This window comes from Marinoscillum sp. MHG1-6 (assembly GCF_024714475.1).
In the GTDB taxonomy this organism is placed as follows: Bacteria; Bacteroidota; Bacteroidia; order Cytophagales; family Cyclobacteriaceae; genus JAMZMI01.
On sequence record NZ_JAMZMI010000004.1, the window covers coordinates 209,022 to 228,243 of the forward strand.

Genomic DNA, 19,222 nt, shown 5'->3' on the forward strand with positions numbered 1-19,222 from the left:
GGATGAAATTACAATTCAAAGAACAAGATTTTCAGATTGATGCGGTTCAGGCTGTGGTGGATTGTTTTGAAGGACAACCACTCAAAACGAATCGTTTCACCTTAGAGCGCAGCAAAGAACTCATACGTAAAGCCAAACAGGCGGCAACCGGTGTGGGAATGTTAGACTTTGAAATAGAAGAAGAAATAGGTTACCGTAACGCTGCTATCCAACTCATGGAAACGCAGATGCTCAAAAATATTCAGGAAGTTCAAAAAAAGAACGACCTGCATGAAAGCCAGCAAATAGAGCGTCCACGTGGAGTAAAGTTGGGCTACAACCTCACCATAGAAATGGAGACCGGTACAGGTAAAACCTATACCTATATCCGTACCATGTACGAGCTGCATAAAAAGTATGGTTGGAGCAAGTTCATTGTAATTGTGCCCAGCATTGCCATTCGTGAAGGGGTTTACAAGTCTTTTCAGGTTACCCAAGACCACTTTCAAGAACTCTACGGGCACAAGATCAATCCATTTATTTACAACTCAGGTCGCCCACAGGATATTGAGAATTTCGCTTCTGATAGCCGTATCAGTGTGATGATTATCAATACCCAGGCTTTTAGTAGACGAGGTAAAGACGCACTTAGAATTTTCCAGGAGCTAGATCAGTTTGGAACAAGAAAGCCAATTGAAATTCTATCACAAACGAACCCAATCTTAATCATAGATGAGCCACAATCTGTGGATGGACCTGTAGCTTTAGAAATGATGCAGGAGTTTAACCCTCTTTTTGCAATTAGATATTCTGCCACACATAAAGTAGAATACAACAAAGTTTATCGCTTAGATGCTTTGGATGCTTACAACAAGCGTTTAGTCAAGAAAATACAAGTAAAGGGAATCAACCTAAAAGGCTCAACCGGCACGAATGGCTATTTATATTTAGAAAGCATTAGCCTGAGCACTACCAAACCACCTTTTGCATGGATAGAACACGAGCAGCGAACTGCCTCAGGTGCTATTAACAAAAAGCGTGTGAAGGTGGCAGAAGGCTACAATATCTATGAGCAGTCTGGAAATATGCCTGCTTATAAGAACCAAACAGTCACAGAAATCAATGGCTATCTCAACAAGATAGTGGTCAATGGTCAGGACGTTTACCCAGGCGATATCCTCAATGATAAAGACGAGCATGCTTTCCGCAGGGTGCAAATTCGAGAATGTATTCTTTCCCATTTGCAAAAGGAAAAGCAGCTCTTTGGCAAAGGCATTAAAGTCCTGAGTCTATTCTTCATTGATACCGTAGAGAAATACCGTGTGTATGATGAATTAGGAGAACAGCAATTGGGAGAATACGCCAAGATTTTTGAAGAAGAATACGATAAGGTCAAGAACGAGTTCTTAGACCTCTTTGAGCAGGAATACAACGACTTCCTGAAAGATACAGAACCAAGTAAGGTGCATAAAGGCTATATGCCTACCAATTTTGGAGAGTACCTGAAAAGAGACTCAGCAGACCAGGTGCACAACGGCTATTTCTCCATTGACAAGAAAGGCAAAACAGTGGACCCAACCACCAAGAAAGGTGTTGAAGAATCAGATGATGTTTCAGCATACGACCTAATCATGAAAGACAAGGAAAGGTTGCTGAGCTTTGAAGAACCTACCCGTTTTATCTTCTCCCACTCTGCTTTGAAAGAAGGTTGGGACAACCCGAATGTATTCCAAATCTGTGCACTTAAACATGCTGAAAGTGGCAGCACAACTAGACGCAGACAGGAAGTTGGGCGTGGTATGCGTTTATGCGTCAATAAGCATGGAGTGCGTCAGGATTTTGAATTGGTTGGCGACCAGGTGCATGAATTAAATAAGCTCACAGTTATTGCCTCAGAGAGCTATGAAGCCTTTGCCAAGGGATTACAGAAAGAGATAGCAGATACCCTCAAAGACCGCCCACAAAAAGCAGAAGTAGAATACTTTGTTGGCAAGATGATTACCAATGAGCAGGGCGAAGAACTGCGCATTACGGAAGATGATGCCAAGAAGCTACAGTTTAAGCTAATTGTAGCTGAAATCATTGATGAAGACTACAAAATCACACCGAAGGGCAAAGAACTCATAGAGCAAGGCAAAGTTGCCTTGCCCGAAAAACTTGAACCTTTCAAAGAATCTGTATGCAAACTATTACAGTCCATTTATACAGGTGGGGAGTTCAAGCCGGAAGACGAACGCCAGACAATCATTCTCAATACCAACAAAAACTTTGGGAAGAAAGAGTTTCAGGAGCTTTGGGATAAAATCAACCTGAAAACCATATACGAAGTGCAGTTTGATACCGAGCAGCTCATTCAGGATGCTAAAATCAAAATAGATGCTCAGCTCAATATTGGCGACCGTGTATATGAAGTAAAGACAGGCGAACTGGAAGATGGCACAGCTGAGCAAATGAAGGAAGGCAGCTTGGTTCGTGAGTCCAAACGTCAATACATGAAGCTCAAGAATGATTTGTATTCCAATACGGTGTATGATGTTGTAGGTGAAATAGAAGTACAAACCAACCTCACCCGCAGAACCATTGTAGAGATACTCAAGAAGATTAAGCAAGAGAAGTTCTTGCTCATACGTAAGAACCCGGAAGAGTTTATCGGCAAATGCAGCAAGCTGATTAATGAAGTAAAAGCAAGCCTCATTATCAACAACATTGTCTATCATAAAACCGAAGAAAGGCATGATGCCAAGACGGTATTCACCAATGATAAATTCGCCTTGCGCAAGTCTGAATTGCTCAAAAAGCATATTTACGACTTCCTTACTTCCGACTCTAAGATTGAATCAGACTTTGCTTCTGCATTAGAAAACAGTACAGAAGTTGTGGTGTATGCCAAGCTTCCGAAAAGCTTCTATGTGTCCACACCAGTAGCCAACTACAGTCCTGATTGGGCAATCGTATTTGATAAAGACAAAGTGCGCCATATCTACTTTGTTGCAGAGACTAAAGGTTCTGATTCAGATATGGATTTACGAGAAATAGAGAAACTAAAAATCCATTGTGCTACGGAGCATTTCAAAGAGATAAGCGGTGCAGAAGTGAAGTTTGAGAAAGTGAGCAGCTATGAGAAGTTAATGGACATTGTGCAATTGAGTTGACAAGAAAACCTATAAAGAATGAATTTAGGTAAACCACATTTAGAGGATCTTTTTAATAAGCAAATCAGGTTTCAAATTCCTGTATTTCAAAGACATTACGTTTGGAATGAACAAAACCAATGGCAACCCCTTTGGGATGACTTCAGCAACAAACTGAGTGAACGAAACAACAAGAATAAAAACCACCCCCACTACACGGGTTCTATTGTTTTATTTCAGGAATCGACCACTACCAGCACGGTTGCTACCTACAGCGTAATTGACGGTCAACAACGCTTGACCACTTTTCAGCTTTTCATAACGGCATTCAGAGAAATATGCCGCAAGCATGTAGGTGATGATAACCTGCTGAACGATTTGAACAAGCTGCTTTTCAATGATAAGGTCTATGGTCAAACAGATTATGACAGCCAAAAGCACAAGCTTGAGCCTACCAAGTTCAACAACAAGGAGTTCAAACTGATTTTAGACCACAACTACGCAGAAGTTGAGGAGTTGCTTATCAATCCAATTCTTGAAGAATACGGTATTGGCTGGAAAACCTACCGTGATGTAGCAAAGAAAAGATATCGAATGTTGGCAGCCTATCTCTTCTTCTATGAAAAACTGGAAGAACTGATCAATGCTGCAACCGAGCCAATGGAAACGATTATTCCCAAGTTGCTGCTTACGCTGAAACGAGACTTCCAATTTGTAGAAATCAATCTCGATCAGAATGATGACCCTCAAATGATATTTGAAACCATGAATGGTAGAGGTGCCTCATTAACTGAGACCGATTTAATCCGCAACTACATATTCATGAGAGCTGATAGAAGTCAGGTGAATCTTGATAGTGTTTACGAAAAGTATTGGGATGAATTTGATGATGCCAGTTCAGAATTTAAGTGGCATGAACAAATAAGCAGAGGTCGTTATTTCGAAACTCACCTACAATTCTTTGTTATTGACTATCTGACTCTCAAGATGAGGAATGAAATACGCTATGACCAAGTGTTTTACCATTATAAATTCTTCATTGTAAACAATGACTCCTTCACGACTGTGGAAGAAGAATTGAAAGAATTGAATCGCTTCAGTGCTATTTACAAGTCCATTTTGAAGCCCAATACTGAAACGGTCTTTGGTAGATTCTGCTCAAGATTAAGAGACATGGACATTTCAACAATCTATCCGCTGATTTTAGCGATACAGGGTGATAGTGAAATTCCTTTACAAGAGAAGACAGGCATGTTTACCGCTCTTGACTCCTATATCACAAGAAGGTTTCTCTGTGGATATACAACCAAGAACTACAATAAAGTATTCCTTGACTTCATTAAGCAGTTGGATACATGCAAAACTTCTGAGCAGTTTATAGAGCACCTCAAGTCTAAAACCGGAGACACGAACTTGTGGCCAACGGATACTATCCTAAAAGACAAGCTCCGAGAGAGACCTCTTTACCGTGAGGAAAAGAATCGCACAAAAAGCATTTCGAACATTCTTTTGGAAATTGAAAAATTCAGAAGAGGCAAGAAACAGGAGAAGATTGAATTTGTAAATGAAGGCTTGACCATTGAGCATGTGCTACCACAGAAGTGGTATGAGTTCTGGCCTCTTGAGGGTAGCTTGATTCCTCAAAATGAATTTGAACTTGCAGTCCATGCCGTAATGACCGAAGAAGATCCAAATGGCTACTACCATAAAATTGAAAATCGAAATAAGAAGCTGCACAGCTTAGGGAATCTAACGCTACTTACCACGTCTTTAAATCCAGCGGTGAGCAATTCCGCTTTCGATATAAAGCAAAAAGAATTAGCCAAGCAATCAACCTTGCTGCTCAATACCTATTTCATTGATTTCAAAGATTGGGATGAATCAGCTATTGAAAAAAGAACAGAGCTTCTTATTGAAGACATTATCAAAATTTGGAAATATTAAGATGATGTCATGAAGCTTATCGACAATGTAAATACCAGATTAGGTGACGACCTGAAGGAAACTATCAAAAAGGGCAGTAGGCTCAGTATTGCAGCTTCTACCTTTTCTATCTATGCCTTTGAAGCACTCAAAAAAGAGTTAAACAAAGTAGATGAGCTGCGTTTCATATTCAGTTCACCCACCTTTATTGAAGAGAAGTTTCAGAAAGAAAGTCGCAGGTTCTATATCCCACATATTTACAGAGAATCAGAGCTATGTGGTGGTGAGTTTGAATTGAGATTGATGAACCAACTCAATCAGCGAGCCATTGCCAAAGAGTGTTCAAAATGGGTAAAGGAGAAGGTCACTTTTAAGTCCAACAAACACAATAATCAACCCCTCAATGGGATGATTCACATTGCACAAGGCAATGAAGAAGCTTCAGCCTATTCAAACGTTAGTGGTTTCACCACTTCCGATTTAGGAATAACACACAAGAAAGGTTTCCCTACCCTCATTCAAAAAGCAGAATACCCAGATAGTAAAGCCTATTTAGATTGGTTTAATCAGGTATGGGAAAATGAAGAAGATTTAAAGGATGTAACCCAAAAGGTTCAAGACTATTTTGAGAGTGCCTACAAAGAGAATAGTCCAGAGTTTATCTACTTCATTACGCTTTACAACATATTTAATGACTTTTTAGATGACCTGTCATTAGACAACTTGCCGAATGAGCAGATTGGTTTTAAGGACACTGTAGTATGGCAGAAGCTCTATAATTTCCAACAAGATGCTGTCATTGGCGCAATCAACAAATTAGAGAAATACAAAGGCTGCATATTGGCTGATTCTGTTGGATTAGGAAAGACCTTTTCGGCATTAGGCGTAATTAAGTATTACGAAATGCGGAATAAGGACGTCTTAGTGTTATGCCCTAAGAAATTGGAAGCCAATTGGAACACCTATCGCCACAACGATAAAAATAACATATTAGCAGTCGACCGCTTCAGATATGATGTCTTATTTCACACTGACCTTAGCAGAGAACGCGGTATCAGCAATGGACGCGAATTAGCTAATGTAAATTGGGGCAATTATGGTCTGATAGTAATTGATGAATCACATAATTTCAGGAATAATAATCCATATTCAGATAGAGAAAACAGGTATCAAAAATTACTAAGGAAAGTTATCCAGGACGGAATAGAAACTAAAGTATTGATGCTCTCTGCAACACCAGTAAACAATAGGTTCAACGATTTACGAAATCAGTTAGCGTTAGCGTATGAAGGTGATGCGGAGAATATAGATAGCAAATTAGAGACCAAGAGCAGTATAGACCAAATCTTCCGAAAGGCTCAACAAGCTTTCAATATTTGGAGTAAGTATGAAACAGCTGAGCGCACCACTGAGACTCTCTTGGACATGCTGGATTTTGACTTTTTTGAAATATTGGATTCACTCACCATTGCAAGATCCAGGAAGCACATCACCACCTACTACGATACTACAGCTATTGGAAAGTTTCCCACTCGTAATAAGCCTGAATCCATTCAAAGTCCACTAACACATGCAGGTGATGTAACCTATGTTGATATTGCTGAGAAGCTAACCCTGCTCAATCTATCGGTGTACACACCTTTAAACTATATACTGCCAAGCAAGGTGCAAGCCTATGCTGACTTGTATGATAAAGAGGTGCGTTCAGGGTCAGGAAAGTTATCTCAAGTAGATAGAGAGAAAAGTTTAAGGATTCTTATGCGTATTAACTTGCTGAAGCGTTTGGAGAGTTCTGTAGACTCTTTTCGAATCACCTTAGAAGGAATTATTAGTCAGATTGAAAATGCTATTAAAACCATTCAAAAAGGTAATGGAGATGACTATGAAGGCATTCACAAAATCCTTAGTGATGAGAATTATGACTTTGAATCCAATTGGGCAGATGAAGAGCAGGTAATTGGAAAGAAAATTAAGGTACACATTGCCGACATGGACACTACCAAGTGGCAAGAAGACCTGAATGAAGACCTATCTGTTCTGAATCACTTATGGGACAAAGTGGTAGACATTACAGGAGCCAATGATGCAAAACTTCAAAGCCTAGTTGAGCTTTTGAATAACAAGGTTGAAAAACCTTTTAACCATGAGAACAAAAAGGCAATAATTTTCACTGCATTTGCTGATACCGCAAACTACCTATTTGAAAATATTAGCGAGTCACTTAAAGAAAACTACGGGATAAACACAGCACTCATTACAGGTTCAAGAAAGATTTGTACTTCTAAGATAATACCGTCAGACCTTAATGCTATCCTTACTTGCTTTTCACCATTGTCTAAAGATAAGTCGCAGCTATATCCAAGAATCACAGACTCTGTTGATTTACTGATAGCTACAGACTGTATTTCGGAAGGACAAAACCTTCAAGATTGTGATTTACTAATCAACTATGATATTCATTGGAATCCAGTTCGAATCATTCAGCGTTTTGGTAGAATAGATAGGATTGGCTCTAAGAATGATAGCATAACTATGGTCAACTTCTGGCCTGATGTAACACTAGATAATTATATCAACCTCAAGCAACGTGTGGAGAATAAGATGCTTATCAGTAACATGGCAAGTACAGGTGATGATAACATTCTCAACACAGAAGATAAAGACTTAGAATACCGTAAAATTCAATTACAAAGGTTGCAGGATGAAGTAATTGACCTGGAAGATTTAAGAGAAGGCGTCAGTATTACTGACCTTGGATTGAATGACTTTAGAGTGGATTTATCCAACATGATTAAGGAGTATGGTGAATTGAAGAATATTCCGGAAGGATTGCATGCTGTTGTTAAATCAAGTCCAATTCTTCAAAGTGGGGTAATATTCGTTTTGAAGAATGTCAATTCAAGTGTCAATATCAATAAGCTAAACAGATTACACCCCTACTATTTGGTCTACATGAAAATGAGCGGTGAACTGATTCTTAATCATGTAGAGTCCAAAAAGATATTGGATGCTATGCGTATGCTTTCTAAAGGCAAAACAGAACCAATAGAAGACGTATGCAAGGAGTTAAGTGAACAAACAGATGACTACCATGAGATGGATGAATATTCTTCATTACTCAAGCATAGCATTAGTACAATCCTTCAAAAAGAAGAAGAAAAAGAAGTGTTAAGCCTATTCAAATCAGGTGGAACTACAGCACTACAAGAGAAGATAAAAGGTATTGAGGACTTTAAATTAGTATCATTTTTAATCGTGCGTTAAATGGACTTCTTCAACTTACCTTCAAGAACAAAAGTAGGTCGTGTTGTACCAAAGAACGCCTTTGATGAGTACACCAACACAAAACAAAAGAAGCAGTTTACAGATGGTATACAGCGCATAACTTGGACCCACAAATTATCAAGTGAATCAGTAAACTTAGAAGCCAAGGATATTAAGGAAATTCAGGTTTTTAAGGTAGAATTGAAAGAGCAGACGGATATCCTGAAAATCCTTGAAATCATTAACAAGGCAATTCCGTATCACATAGTTTTTTGGGTTGAGTTCAAAGAGCAAGCTTATATATCCACTGCAGCTAAGCACCCTCACCCTACGAATGAAGACATTTCAGTAATTGACTGGATATTCACCTCAGATTGGTTCCAAAAAGAAGATAACAGATATATATTTAACCTAAAGGGAAGCTTAGATGCCGTATTCAAAGATTTATGTGTTCAACTGACTGGTAAACCTGAATTGGGGAAGGAATCGTTAAGATCTATTCTTAAAAACCAGCAGGAAATTGATAGACTTAAAAAAGAAATTTCTAAACTCGAATCAGCAATATCCAAAAGCAAGCAGTTCAATGAAAAAGTGGATTTAAACTTAAAGCTGAAGACCGCTCAAAAGGAATTGAAAAAAATAGAAAATACAGAATAAGCCAACGCAAGTTCAAGCACATTGCAATCCTCCTACGTGCGGTTGCAAAGAGCTTTCACGCCAACGCTAAAAACGAAATGAATAAAATAAAAACGGCATACAACAATGTGTATAGTGCATAGCACCCTTCGGGATGCTACGACACCATACACGGAACGTTGTATGCCATATACTACTTGCACATGGAACCCAGCTCTTTTAAGTCTTTTATGGAGACTTGAAAGTATAAATGAAGTCAAGTGTCTCTAGACACGGAAACCTGAAGGCTTGTTTTCTTCATCACCATCAGATCTTTCACCCCCTCCCGGTGTCCTAAGTTTGAATCCGGGCCGCGTAGGCGCACCACAGCTTATGCACAAAGCATACGAATCACTCGGCACAGCCAAGAGATTGCTAAGATGTTAAATAAATATTGAAACAACACCTAACCCGCTATTACCTTCTGCCATCCCAGATATGCCTGTTCTGCTTCGGTTGCTCCTGAACCAGCATTGGTACTGGTAGATTCTTTGTTCAGGGTTTTCAACTGATCAATACTATCAAAAACACTCGCATTTAGCCCGGCGAGGTAAGCAGCTCCCAGAGCGGAGACATCAGCGATTTCAATATTCGTCACAGTGCGCTTAAGCAAATCAGCAAGCAACTGCACCACAAACTTGTTGGAGGTAATGCCTCCGTCAATTTTCAATTCAGACAATGGGGTTCCTGAGTCCGATTCCATAGCCACAATCACATCCTTGATCTGATAAGGAACAGACTCCACCGCCGCTCGAATAATGTGTGCCTTTGTGGAGTCAAAAGACAAACCCTCAATCGAGGCTTTCCTGCTCATGTCCCAATGCGGTGCCCCCAGGCCGCTAAATGAAGGCACTACGTAAACACCCCCATTGTTATCCAGTGATCTGCATATTGCTTCCAGTTCGCCATGATCCTCAAAAAGTCCCAGCTGATTTCTCACCCACTCGATGGTCGATCCGGCAGAAACAATTATGCCTTCCAGCGCATAGTCGATTCGGCCTTCCACGCTCCAGCAAATGGTTGTCACCATACCTGCTTTCGAGCGCTTGGGCTCGCTTCCAATGTTCATCAGGATGGAGCTACCTGTTCCAAGTGTAGCTTTTGCCGTTCCGGGTTCAAAGCACCCTTCTCCAAAGGCCGCTGCATGAGAGTCCCCAATCAATGCAGATATGCTGATCTCATGATTCAACACTCCTTCGATCGTCGTTTCACCGAAATGATACGACGAAGGTTTTAAGTCTGGAAGGTTCAATCCTGATAAATTGAAGTCCCAGAGCAATTCCTGATCCCATTGCTTTTCTTGTAAGTTGAAAAACATGGTTCGGGAAGCATTGGTATAATCTGTCATATAGGACTTCCCACCCGTAAGCTTGTAGAGCAGCCAGGTATCAACATTGCCAAAATAGACCTCACCTGCGTCTATTGCCTTTTTAATCTTCGGTTCATTTTCATAAAGCCAGATCACCTTCGTTCCAGAGAAATAGGGGTCAATGATCAGTCCGGTTTTTGCTCTGAGTTTTTCCTCAAGGCCTTGTGCTTTAAGGCGTTCACATATCTCTACTGATCGTTTGCATTGCCAGACTACCGCATTGTAAAGGGGCACTCCCTCCTTATCCCACAGCACCAGCGTTTCCCGCTGATTCGAGATGCCACAGGCCTTTATACCCGAAATATCTCCACCGCTTGACTTGAAGCCGTACACGCATTTACTCACCGAGTCCAGTACATTCTGATAGATAGCTTCAGGATCCTGCTCCACCCTGTTTCCTTCCAGGTAGTGAGTTTTCAAAGGCTCCGACGCCTTGAATAAAGCCTTTCCATTTTGATCAAAAATGATGGATTTGGTACTGCTCGTACCTTGATCTATAGCTAATACGTAAGTTTCCTGCATTGCGATAATGTCGTTTATTTCCGGCAAAGGGCGATGCACGCCTACCAGATGGTTGTCCTTAATATTCCAGAAATGCTAAAGAGAAGTGTGACCTAAGAAGACAAAAACGAACCGGAGATTCCGGTTCGTTTTCTTTATTCCGTCTAATTCTTTCTGTAACTGTTGAAACTCGTAATTCTTCAAACACTTGTGAGTGACACCAATCAAGAAAACGCTATCAGACGCATCATTTAAGGGTTTCAGACTTCTAATTTAAGCAGTTCTTTTGCATTTTTCATAATTCCTTGACCAGAAATTCCATAATGATTGAAAATTTCTACCTGCGAACCGGTCACAGTATACTCGTCGGGAATTGCAATAATTCTGAACGGATTAGTTTTTCCGTTTTGTAATAAATAACTGGCACATGCCTCTCCTAAACCTCCGTTGACCATGTGTTCTTCAACTGTGATGATAGGTCTGCCATTGGCTGATAATTCTTCCAACAGATCTGTGTCTAAAGGTTTAATGGTATGCATGCTCACAACCGTGGTCTTTATCCCGTACTCATCCTCCAGCAACTTGGCTGCCTGCCATGAAGGATAGACCGTCTCTCCTGTCGCAATAATTGCCAGGTCGTCTCCCCTTCTAACCACTCGTCCCTTACCAAATTCAAAAGATTGATCTTCAGGGTTTAAGAACGGCATCGCTTTCTTCCCAAACCTGATGTACACAGGCTTATCTAATTCCGCTGCTTTTCTGATGGCCATCTCTGTCTCAAAATTATCCGCAGGCGCCACTATCGTCATGTTGTTGATAGCGCGCAGAACCGCATAATCATGTAGGCTATGGTGAGTAGTACCCAGTGCACCGTAACTCACTCCTGCACTAATACCGATAAGCTTTACCGGGTTGTCCGAATAGGCCACGTCATTTTTGATCTGTTCCAAAGCACGCGCACTTAAGAAACAGGCCGGTGATACGGCGAATGCCTTTTTACCCGCTGAAGCCAGACCCGCAGCCACCCCTACCAGGTTTTGCTCAGCAATTCCAATCTCTACAATCTGTTCAGGGTACTTCTGTCCGAATGGCACCAGTTTTCCTGATCCTCGTGAATCGCTGGTCACGGCAATGATATCCCGATCATGAGCCGCCATGTCCTGCATGGTCTCCGAGAAAACCTCCAGATTGGCTTTGCCCATTATCAATTCCTTTTCTTCTATTTTATCTAATTCCATTTTTCTAGTCTTTAGATCAATGTGGCAGCTTCATCCAGCTCCATGTTTGCCAACTCAAATTGTTCCGGCGTAGGCACACCATGATGCCATTTTAATACGCGCTCCATGTAGCTCACACCTTTCCCTTTGATCGTATGCGCAATAATTAAGCTTGGTTTTCCTTCCTGAATGGGGCCATTGTTTAAGGCCTCTTCGAGCTCTTTTAAATTGTGCCCGTCAACTTCTTTAACCGCCCAGCCAAACGCCTCAAACTTGTCTCTTACCGGAGCGGTATTCATCACATCCTGATTATCACCGGTGATTTGTTGCTTGTTGTAATCAAGAATCGCATACAGGTTATCCAACTTGTAATGTGCGCCCGTCATGGCCGCTTCCCAATTTGAGCCTTCTGCCAGTTCTCCATCTCCCATCAACGTAAAAACCCGATGGGCTTTACCATCCATTTTAGCAGCTAAGGCCTCACCTACACATATTGACAGTCCATGCCCCAGACCACCAGTATTTTGCTCTACACCATTGATCTTCTTAGTCGGATGACCAATGTAATGGGACTGATACTGGCAAAGCGTTTCCAAATCTGACTCCGGGAAAAAGCCCCTGTCTCCCAACGTGGAAAATAGCGCTTCCACACAATGGCCTTTGCTCTGGATATACCGATCTCTATTTGGGTCCTTGAAATTTTCAGGGTCAACATGGAGCACACGATTGTACAACACATTCAAAATATCAATACTCGACAAGCTACCCCCTGTATGGCCCGCCTTTGCCTTGTAGATATACTTGAGCAGCATCTTTCGAAGGTGGATTGATTTTAACTGTAATTCCTTATCAGTCATAATTTCTTTGATTTTCGATATTATACCGTTTAAGCCTTATCCCTCATGATGATACACTTCCCATCCCATATAGTTCTCGAATGCCTCAGTCAATGCCGCAGATGTATGTGAAGCGTTCATGACCACGTGATGTTCGAATCCATTTTTACAGATATGGTTCATCAATCCCTGTAAATTCGGTATTTGGGCTACTGCCCGGTTCCCAAATGTTTTCAGGTCATCATCCGTCAGCTGACCATCACCTACATAGGCTTTCATCACACCACGCACATCATCCGTACTGATGCGCCCATAAGTCAACGGAGAAGCTGGCGTACGACCATCAAGTGCACCATAGGTGTTTTCAACGCCTACTGTAGTTCCTAGAATCGGCGCATTACTGATCTCAATATCCGGAAGGAATGATTTCGCCCAGTTCCCGCAGTGGAATAACACACATTTCTCTTCATCATCTGCGTAGTTGTTATTCCAATCTACCAAAGCACTTGGTGATCCTGATGCGAGCTGTAGTGCATACATGCTTAGGGTACCTGTTACGTCCACCTCACATGCACTAGGCAGCATGTTTTCACTGAACATACTCATGCTGGTACAAACGTTACAACCATAGTTCTGCTGAAGGGACGTCCAACATTGAATGGCACTCGCATCCAGTGAGTTGGCTTCCATAAAGTCATTAAGCACAATATCGAGCTTGGCGATTTGATACAATGCCTCACCTGGAGTTTTCCCGGTACTGGCATAACCATGGATTTTCTCCAATGTATCCTTAACCTTCTGATCATCATTAGCAATTTTACCGGCATTACCCAGGATTTCAGAAAGGTCACAGGTTACAACTGAAATACCATTTTTTTGAAGGATCTTCTCGCTGTAACGAACCGTATTGAAGGCTGTGGGTCTTGCTCCGATAGCTCCAATTCTTACATTTTTCAAACCACGAACCACCCGGCAGACAGCAAGGAACTGCTGAAGATCAGCAATGAATGACGGATCGGATGGTAACACAACATGCTTAGTTGTAATGGTATATCTGATACCGTACTGATAGAGGTTATTACAAACGGAGATTTTTCCACACCATGAATCTCTTCTGTTGGCCACATTGAGTTTGCTTAATTCATCCGGGTAACCCTGAATCAACACAGGAACTTTAAGATCGGCCAGGTGCAATGTGTCAGCGATTCCGCGTTCATCACCGAAGTTTGGAAGCACCACCAATACTCCCGAAATTTCCTCTTTATGCTTTTTGAAAAGATCAGCACATTTCTGCGCATCCTGGAATGTTTCCACTCCGCCCAGCTTAGTGTCATTCTCTCCAAGAAGAATACTGTTAATGCCCTGACTTTCCAATACCTTTAGTACTTCCGTACGTGCTTCAGTCACCAACTTATCTGGAAAGAAGTCCCTGTTTCCGATAATAACTCCCAGTGTCATTTTTTGCTGTTTCATGTTGTTATGGTTTTATCTCGTTTTTTGACCCAGGATATGACCTGTGCCAACGTTTGTTCCTTTATTTAAAAAATACAATCTCATTTAAGCCGACATTTTGGCTTTCGTTTATTTTCGTTTCTCCGCAATAATCAGTTCGATTTCATTATCCTTAAATACCTGCTTGTGCTTTTCCTCAATGTCTTCATCTGTAATGATGTAATCAATAAGTGAAAGGGCACCGAGACTGGCAAAGGCACTCTTCCCGATCTTAGAGGAATCAGCCACCAGGTACGTAATGTCAGCGGCATCTATCATGGCCTTCTTCACTACCAGGTCACTAATACTTGGATAGGTTAAGCCTGATTTCAGGGAGATCCCTGCTGTAGCCAAAAACAGTTTCCGAACATTGAGACCTTTGAAAAAGTCTGCGGCCTTTTGGCCGGTTAGAGACAAGGTCGGTGGCTTAAATTCCCCACCTGTCATGACTACCTCGATATTGGGATTTGCACCCAGCATCAAGGCAATATTAAGCGCATTGGTAATTACCGTCAGCCCTTCAATGTTTTTTATCTTCTTGGCAATCTCGGTTGTGGTAGATCCGGAATCCAGAATAATGGCATCACCGGGGTGAATCAGTTCGAGGCATTTTTGAGCAATGGCCTCCTTACTTTCCAAATGATCCTGATTGATAATCGAAAAGTTCTTTACCTGATCTTCCACATTTTTCAAATGCACTCCCCCATGCTCTCTAAGCACCAACCCATCCTTTTCGAGCTTCTCCAAATCCTGCCGGATCGTAACTTCAGTAACCTTAAAGATTTTAGCCAGGTCAATTACTTTAGCAGAACCATCCTCCTTTAAAAGGTCAAGAATTTTATCTCTTCGTTGATTTGCCAGCATGAGTTTCGTTCAATGATTTGAGTAAGCGGTGTCAAAGATAAATAATTTCGTTTATTTTGTTTTACTTTCGTTTATTTTGTTTTAATCAGTAATCCTGAAAATTCATAATAACCAGACAGTCCTGTCACATTACATATTCCGATTAATTTTGCCAACCCATGAAGAAAAAGAATAAAAAGGTCATCGAGATTGATATTGTGAGCTACGGACTTTACACGGAATGGGACCGTGAGAGCAGTGACCTTCCAAAATTCATCGAGCTAACGCAGGTGGTAGAAGCAGCTATCGGGATAGAATTTGGAATGATTGTGGAGATTCGAAAAGCCCGTGGCCGATACCTTGATTTCCTCATAGAGCACCCTCCCTTTTATAATGATGGTGGTGAATTAGAGCCTTCGTTTAGAGATACCTTTCGGGTGAAACATAACCCTTTCCAGTTCTTTTTAGGCGACACCGTTTGGGAACCCATAGAAGACAAAAAGGGAGATTGGACGCTATCTATTCTTGATGGTGAAGAAGTTCTGGTGAGTAAAGAGTTCCGGGTGGTCTGATCACAGAATTGAATCATTCATCAATATCCCTAATTATCGTATTATTTATCGATATTTTTCATTATCGTATTATTTATCGATATTTACACTGTGATTGCAGTGATTACCGGAGATATTATCAACTCCCGAAAGGAGCAAAACACCAAATGGCTTGACGCATTAAAAGCCGCATTGGATACCTATGGCATAGAGCCTAAAACCTGGGAAATCTATCGCGGGGATAGTTTTCAGCTTGAGCTCCCCATAGAAAAAGCTGTCCATGCTGCCCTTTATTTAAAAGCCACAATTCGCCAATTCAAGGGTTTAGATAGTCGAATAGCCATTGGAATTGGTGAAAAAAGTCATGATGCCGTCAAGATAACCCAAAGCAATGGCACTGCATTCCACAATTCGGGGGATTGCTTTGAAGAACTTAAAAAGAATACCCTTGCAATAAAATCACCATTTAAGGATTTTAATGAAGAAATGAACTGCTATTTGCGCCTGGCGCTGCTTACAATCGATCGCTGGTCTGTCAATGTCAGCACGATCGTCAAAATAGCCATGGAAAACCCTGATCTGACCCAGGTAAACCTTGCTCAGCTCATCAACAAAAGTCAAAGCACGACCAGCAATACCCTTTCCAGAGCTGGTTTTTATGAAATGATGAGTATGGAAAAACGATATCGAGAACTAATCAAACAATTATGAATCTGCTACTACTGAAATTTTTGTTAGCTCACCTCATTGGAGATTTCGTTCTTCAACCCAATAAATGGGTCTCTAAAAAAGAGGCAAAAAAACACAAATCCATTCACCTCTACCTGCATGTCCTCGTCCATGCAGTCACACTCATTATACTTTTATGGTTCGACTTTCAATACTGGCTGGGAATGCTGATCGTCATATTTTCGCACCTATTGATTGATCTGGCCAAAACGCAGTTAAATAAGCGAGTAAATAGTCATTTACTTTTCTTTGGTGACCAGGTAGCACACCTACTGATCATTGTTGGGGCTGTAAGCATCTACTCTCCCATCGACTGGAGCTTGAGCCCGGCGCTTACCTCAAAAAACTACTTGCTCGTCATCTCTATCATCCTGGTAACTTATGTTGCATCGGTGATTATGCGAATCATCTTCACACGGTGGGACCTTAAGGAAAACAAGAAGGGCTCACTCAAAAATGCGGGACAATATATTGGAATACTCGAACGACTATTTGTTTTCTCCTTTGTGGTGATGGAGCACTGGGAAGTCATCGGTTTTCTGCTGGCCGCAAAATCTGTCTTTCGTTTTGGAGATCTATCTAAATCCAGAGATCGTAAACTCACCGAGTATATATTGATCGGCACCTTACTCAGTTTTGGTTTAGCCATAATGGTTGGAATGGGATACGTTTATCTTGTAAAACAGTAACCTTAAACCAGAAATCAATCTCTCAACTCTTTTTTCTCCAATAGTTGGCCAACAGGGAACCCGAAATATTCATCCATGGACTGAATACGGCCGAGGCCAGACCAAGTGTGGCCAACTTGCCCATAACACCTGCCAGACCCGAGGCCATACCTCCGTTTTGAAGGCCCACTTCAAGGGCTACTGTCCTGGCAGACTCTCTGTCAAGCCCTAAACCACGACTGATCCCATAACCAAAGGTATATCCCAACGCATTATGGATAATCGACGCCAATAGTAGGAATAAACCGATAGTCAGAATGTTTTCGCGACTGGCAGCCGTCGTTACGGTGGTGAAATAGACTATTCCAAACATCGAAAGCTTTGGCATGAATCCGTGCAACTGCGGAAGAAGTTTATTCCCATGATAATAAACAACTCCTACGATAATGGATCCACACAGGAAGTTGACCAGCTCCAGGATCAGCATCCATTGGTCGCCAAGCACACTACCAAGAGATCTCCACAACCCTGCAAGCATTGCCAATAACCAGGCACACGCCACACAGAAGATTATGTTGATCCGGTTACGGATATTGCGATTACTTTCTTTATAGTATTCGAATAACATGGCCGAACCAATAGGAACGATCACGATTTTTACAATCTGAATGCACATATCGAGGAAATTGATCTTCACATAGGTCCCTGCCAATACTTTCATCAGGAAAGGAGTCATAATCGGCGCCAGCAAGGTCGCCACTGCTGTAAGGGTCACTGATAGAGTCAGGTTAGCCTTTGCAATAAATACCATCACATTGGAAGCCAACCCGCTTGAACACGATCCTATCAAAATCACTCCGGCAGCAATCTCCGGTTCAAAGTCGAAAAACCTGGTGAGTACATAGCCAGTTACCGGCATAATGGAAAATTGGCAAAGAATCCCAACCAACACTCCCTTCCCCATGGTCCGAATCCCAGTAAAGTCTCTCAGGCTCATCTGGGTACCCATACCAAACATCACTACCTGAACTACAATCAAAATGAGCCACTTATTTCTTAGGTCAAATTCTCCCCACTGGAGAAAAGCATTCGGATACATCATCCCACACACAATCGCGACAATGATCCAGACCGTGTATTGATAGCCTTTTAAGGATTCGATAGCTCCAATCCCGTAGGCTAGCCCTATAGCTGTAATCACAGAACAGGGTGCTATCAGGGGCTCCCATCCGAAAATAAGGGTAAAAATGAGTAGTGCAGCTGACCCTAAAGCCAGCCAAAGGGTGTATTTCTGGGCTTGTTGCATGGGGTTAAAGGGTTTTAGCGAGGTATTCCACGGCTATCCCCGGGCTCGCCAGTATCGGCACCTTTTTATCCTCATCTGACAGCTGACCTACTACCCTGGCCATAGAAGCCTGAGCCAAAAGGATGACATCCACTTCAGTAGAAAGCTCTTTCAATGCCTTGGCGACCATCTCGTCGTGCACTTCCGGCTTTCCTCCCATCAGGGCATCAAAGGCACCTTCACATAATTTGGAGGTCAATTCAATGTCCTTACCGGCAGCGATAGCCCTACGTCTCACCAAATCACTTGTTGGTTCCAGCGTCGTTGGCAAGGTAGCCACCACACCTATCTTTTTGCCCATTTGAACAGCCTGATCGGCCATTGGTTGATCTACTCGAAGAACAGGGACTTTCGTCAACGCCGCAGAAGCTTCTACTGCTGGTCCGATGGAAGAACAGGTCACCATAATGTAATCGGCTCCTGCCGCCTCAGCAGAACCCACATAATCCACCACTCTTCGTGAAGTATCATTGGTGAGCGCTCCTCTTTCAATGGTGTTTCCGATCAGGCTATCATCTACGATATTAAAAACCTTAATGTCTTTTCCGGCTAAATGCTTGTCCAGCAATTCTTTAAACACGGGAACCAACGTTGCCGAAGTATGTATCAATCCTAGTTTCTTTGTCATGTTTATTATTATTTATTGCTGTCATAGCGAGGTAGTAAGCGATCTGTTTTCACCTCTTTCTATTATTTCATT

At 41.8% G+C, this 19,222-nt stretch carries 14 protein-coding genes; 7 read left to right on the top strand and 7 right to left on the bottom strand.

What is annotated here, in order from left to right; all coding sequences use genetic code 11:
* Positions 1-2: 2 nt before the first annotated feature.
* The 4 genes from NXR94_RS10975 to NXR94_RS10990 are packed head-to-tail and all read left to right on the top strand — an operon-like array spanning position 3 to position 8,954.
* On the top strand, positions 3-3,131 hold the full coding sequence (locus tag NXR94_RS10975; RefSeq protein WP_258104673.1) for a type III restriction-modification system endonuclease: 3,129 nt from the start codon (positions 3-5) through the stop codon (positions 3,129-3,131).
* Between the two features lie 18 nt (positions 3,132-3,149).
* Entirely contained in the window at positions 3,150-5,054 is a 1,905-nt protein-coding gene (locus tag NXR94_RS10980) for a DUF262 domain-containing HNH endonuclease family protein (protein WP_258104674.1), read from the top strand.
* Positions 5,055-5,063: 9 nt separating this feature from the next.
* Positions 5,064-8,297 carry a helicase-related protein gene (locus NXR94_RS10985; protein WP_258104675.1) on the top strand — a complete coding sequence of 1,078 codons (3,234 nt, stop codon included), beginning with the start codon at positions 5,064-5,066 and terminating at the stop codon, positions 8,295-8,297.
* On the top strand, positions 8,298-8,954 hold the full coding sequence (locus tag NXR94_RS10990) for a DUF4391 domain-containing protein (RefSeq protein ID WP_258104676.1): 657 nt from the start codon (positions 8,298-8,300) through the stop codon (positions 8,952-8,954).
* 424 nt (positions 8,955-9,378) lie between these two features.
* Here the strand turns inward: NXR94_RS10990 and NXR94_RS10995 are convergent, their stop codons facing one another.
* The 5 genes from NXR94_RS10995 to NXR94_RS11015 form a co-directional block, all read right to left on the bottom strand.
* The gene (locus tag NXR94_RS10995) at positions 9,379-10,863 is read right to left on the bottom strand and encodes a glycerol kinase GlpK (RefSeq protein ID WP_258104677.1); all 1,485 of its coding nucleotides are present in this window, start codon (positions 10,861-10,863) and stop codon (positions 9,379-9,381) included.
* Positions 10,864-11,102: 239 nt separating this feature from the next.
* Positions 11,103-12,080: a transketolase family protein gene (locus NXR94_RS11000; protein WP_258104678.1), complete on the bottom strand. Its 978-nt coding sequence runs from the start codon at positions 12,078-12,080 to the stop codon at positions 11,103-11,105.
* An 11-nt stretch (positions 12,081-12,091) separates the two neighbouring features.
* On the bottom strand, positions 12,092-12,916 hold the full coding sequence (locus tag NXR94_RS11005; RefSeq protein WP_258104679.1) for a transketolase: 825 nt from the start codon (positions 12,914-12,916) through the stop codon (positions 12,092-12,094).
* Between the two features lie 36 nt (positions 12,917-12,952).
* Complete coding sequence (locus NXR94_RS11010) at positions 12,953-14,368, bottom strand: L-fucose/L-arabinose isomerase family protein (protein WP_258104680.1); 1,416 nt, start codon at positions 14,366-14,368, stop codon at positions 12,953-12,955.
* A gap of 108 nt (positions 14,369-14,476) precedes the next feature.
* Positions 14,477-15,250, bottom strand: a complete 774-nt coding sequence (locus NXR94_RS11015; protein ID WP_258104681.1) for a DeoR/GlpR family DNA-binding transcription regulator — start codon at positions 15,248-15,250, stop codon at positions 14,477-14,479.
* 158 nt (positions 15,251-15,408) lie between these two features.
* Here NXR94_RS11015 and NXR94_RS11020 point away from each other — a divergent pair, with 158 nt between their 5' ends.
* From NXR94_RS11020 to NXR94_RS11030, 3 genes are all read left to right on the top strand, one after another.
* Positions 15,409-15,801, top strand: coding sequence for a DUF3859 domain-containing protein (locus NXR94_RS11020; RefSeq protein WP_258104682.1), 393 nt, complete (start codon positions 15,409-15,411; stop codon positions 15,799-15,801).
* 90 nt (positions 15,802-15,891) lie between these two features.
* Positions 15,892-16,491, top strand: coding sequence for a transcriptional regulator (locus tag NXR94_RS11025; RefSeq protein WP_258104683.1), 600 nt, complete (start codon positions 15,892-15,894; stop codon positions 16,489-16,491).
* Positions 16,488-17,198, top strand: a complete 711-nt coding sequence (locus NXR94_RS11030) for a DUF3307 domain-containing protein (protein ID WP_258104684.1) — start codon at positions 16,488-16,490, stop codon at positions 17,196-17,198. Before NXR94_RS11025 ends, NXR94_RS11030 begins: the two co-directional genes overlap by 4 nt.
* 22 nt (positions 17,199-17,220) lie before the next feature.
* Here NXR94_RS11030 and NXR94_RS11035 read toward each other — a convergent pair whose 3' ends face one another.
* Both NXR94_RS11035 and NXR94_RS11040 read right to left on the bottom strand, forming a co-directional pair.
* Complete coding sequence (locus tag NXR94_RS11035; protein ID WP_258104685.1) at positions 17,221-18,483, bottom strand: bile acid:sodium symporter family protein; 1,263 nt, start codon at positions 18,481-18,483, stop codon at positions 17,221-17,223.
* A 4-nt stretch (positions 18,484-18,487) separates the two neighbouring features.
* Positions 18,488-19,150 (bottom strand): aspartate/glutamate racemase family protein, encoded by a 663-nt coding sequence (locus tag NXR94_RS11040; protein ID WP_258104686.1) that lies wholly within the window; start codon positions 19,148-19,150, stop codon positions 18,488-18,490.
* Positions 19,151-19,222: the final 72 nt, after the last annotated feature.

Bases quoted from the DNA above. Each gene is read 5' to 3' on its own strand.
- NXR94_RS11000 (WP_258104678.1), bottom strand. From the start codon at position 12,080: ATGGAATTAGATAAAATAGAAGAAAAGGAATTGATAATGGGCAAAGCC.
- NXR94_RS11030 (WP_258104684.1), top strand. From the start codon at position 16,488: ATGAATCTGCTACTACTGAAATTTTTGTTAGCTCACCTCATTGGAGAT.
- NXR94_RS11035 (WP_258104685.1), bottom strand. From the start codon at position 18,483: ATGCAACAAGCCCAGAAATACACCCTTTGGCTGGCTTTAGGGTCAGCT.
- NXR94_RS10980 (WP_258104674.1), top strand. From the start codon at position 3,150: ATGAATTTAGGTAAACCACATTTAGAGGATCTTTTTAATAAGCAAATC.
- NXR94_RS11015 (WP_258104681.1), bottom strand. From the start codon at position 15,250: ATGCTGGCAAATCAACGAAGAGATAAAATTCTTGACCTTTTAAAGGAG.
- NXR94_RS11005 (WP_258104679.1), bottom strand. From the start codon at position 12,916: ATGACTGATAAGGAATTACAGTTAAAATCAATCCACCTTCGAAAGATG.
- NXR94_RS10985 (WP_258104675.1), top strand. From the start codon at position 5,064: ATGAAGCTTATCGACAATGTAAATACCAGATTAGGTGACGACCTGAAG.
- NXR94_RS10990 (WP_258104676.1), top strand. From the start codon at position 8,298: ATGGACTTCTTCAACTTACCTTCAAGAACAAAAGTAGGTCGTGTTGTA.
- NXR94_RS10975 (WP_258104673.1), top strand. From the start codon at position 3: ATGAAATTACAATTCAAAGAACAAGATTTTCAGATTGATGCGGTTCAG.
- NXR94_RS10995 (WP_258104677.1), bottom strand. From the start codon at position 10,863: ATGCAGGAAACTTACGTATTAGCTATAGATCAAGGTACGAGCAGTACC.
- NXR94_RS11010 (WP_258104680.1), bottom strand. From the start codon at position 14,368: ATGAAACAGCAAAAAATGACACTGGGAGTTATTATCGGAAACAGGGAC.
- NXR94_RS11040 (WP_258104686.1), bottom strand. From the start codon at position 19,150: ATGACAAAGAAACTAGGATTGATACATACTTCGGCAACGTTGGTTCCC.
- NXR94_RS11020 (WP_258104682.1), top strand. From the start codon at position 15,409: ATGAAGAAAAAGAATAAAAAGGTCATCGAGATTGATATTGTGAGCTAC.